This window comes from Candidatus Symbiothrix dinenymphae, assembly GCF_001431085.1.
On sequence record NZ_BBRU01000037.1, the window covers coordinates 1 to 1,295 of the forward strand.

Genomic DNA, 1,295 nt, shown 5'->3' on the forward strand with positions numbered 1-1,295 from the left:
CCCCCCGCAAAACCCCGGCCCCGGGGTAAATCCCGATACTTTGAGTGATGAGTGGGAGGTGCTGTCCACTAATATGACCGCCGCCTCGAATGAGGGCATCCGCCATAAAACGCAGCCGTGGTTTTCGGCGCAATTCCATCCCGAAGCGGCTTCCGGTCCTACTGACACCGCTTTTATGTTCGATATGTTCGTTGGTGCAATGAATGGTAGCACGCAGAGTACTGTCATTGCGGGCTTGACCCGCAATCCCCTCCCGACAAGCACACCGACCCCAACAAGCACTCCTATTCTTGACAGGGGATTGCGGGTCAAGCCCGCAATGACGGTGTCTGCCAAAGACGCAATGACAGTGTCTGCTAAAAAAGTGCTGCTACTCGGCTCCGGTGCCCTAAAAATCGGGGAGGCGGGCGAATTTGACTATTCCGGCTCACAAGCACTCAAAGCCCTCAAAGAGGAGGGGGTCGAAACCATTCTCATCAATCCCAATATTGCGACTGTGCAGACCTCTGAAGGGGTTGCCGACAAGATTTATTTCTTGCCCGTTACGCCGTTTTTCGTCGAAAAAGTGCTCGCTAAAGAACGTCCCGATGGCATTCTGCTGTCGTTTGGCGGACAAACTGCCCTCAACTGCGGTGTGGCTCTCTACCAAAGCAAGGTGTTTGAAAAATACAATGTGCAGGTGCTGGGGACGCCTGTGCAGTCGATTATTGACACGGAAGACCGCGAACTGTTTGTCAAGAAACTTGACCAAATTGATGTGAAGTCGATTAAGAGCATCGCCGTTGAAAGCATCGCGGATGCCCACAAGGCGGCGGAGGAGTTGGGCTATCCCATCATCGTGCGGGCGGCTTATGCCCTTGGCGGTATGGGAAGCGGCTTTTGCAACAATTCGGAGGAGTTGCAGGCGTTGGCTGAAAAGGCGTTCAACTATTCCAATCAGTTGTTGATTGAGAAATCGCTCAAGGGTTGGAAAGAAATCGAATATGAGGTGGTGCGCGACAAATACGACAACTGCATGACGGTCTGCAATATGGAGAATTTCGACCCGCTGGGTATCCACACGGGCGAAAGTATCGTTGTGGCTCCGTCGCAAACGCTTACTAATAAGGAGTATCACAAATTGCGCGAGTTGGCGATTCGCATCATCCGCCACATTGGGATTGTGGGCGAATGCAACGTGCAGTATGCTTTCGACACGGTGTCGGAGGACTACCGCGTGATTGAGGTGAATGCGCGTTTGAGCCGCCCGTATGCGCTGGGATCGAAGGCTCCGGGCTATCCGATGGGGGTTGTTG

Annotated in this window: 1 protein-coding gene; it reads left to right on the forward strand. The window is 53.4% G+C overall.

The genetic code is table 11. From position 1 onward, the window contains the following. Positions 1–1,295: ATP-binding protein (locus ASC50_RS00745; RefSeq protein WP_158648221.1), on the forward strand; the 1,295-nt coding region annotated here is incomplete at both ends.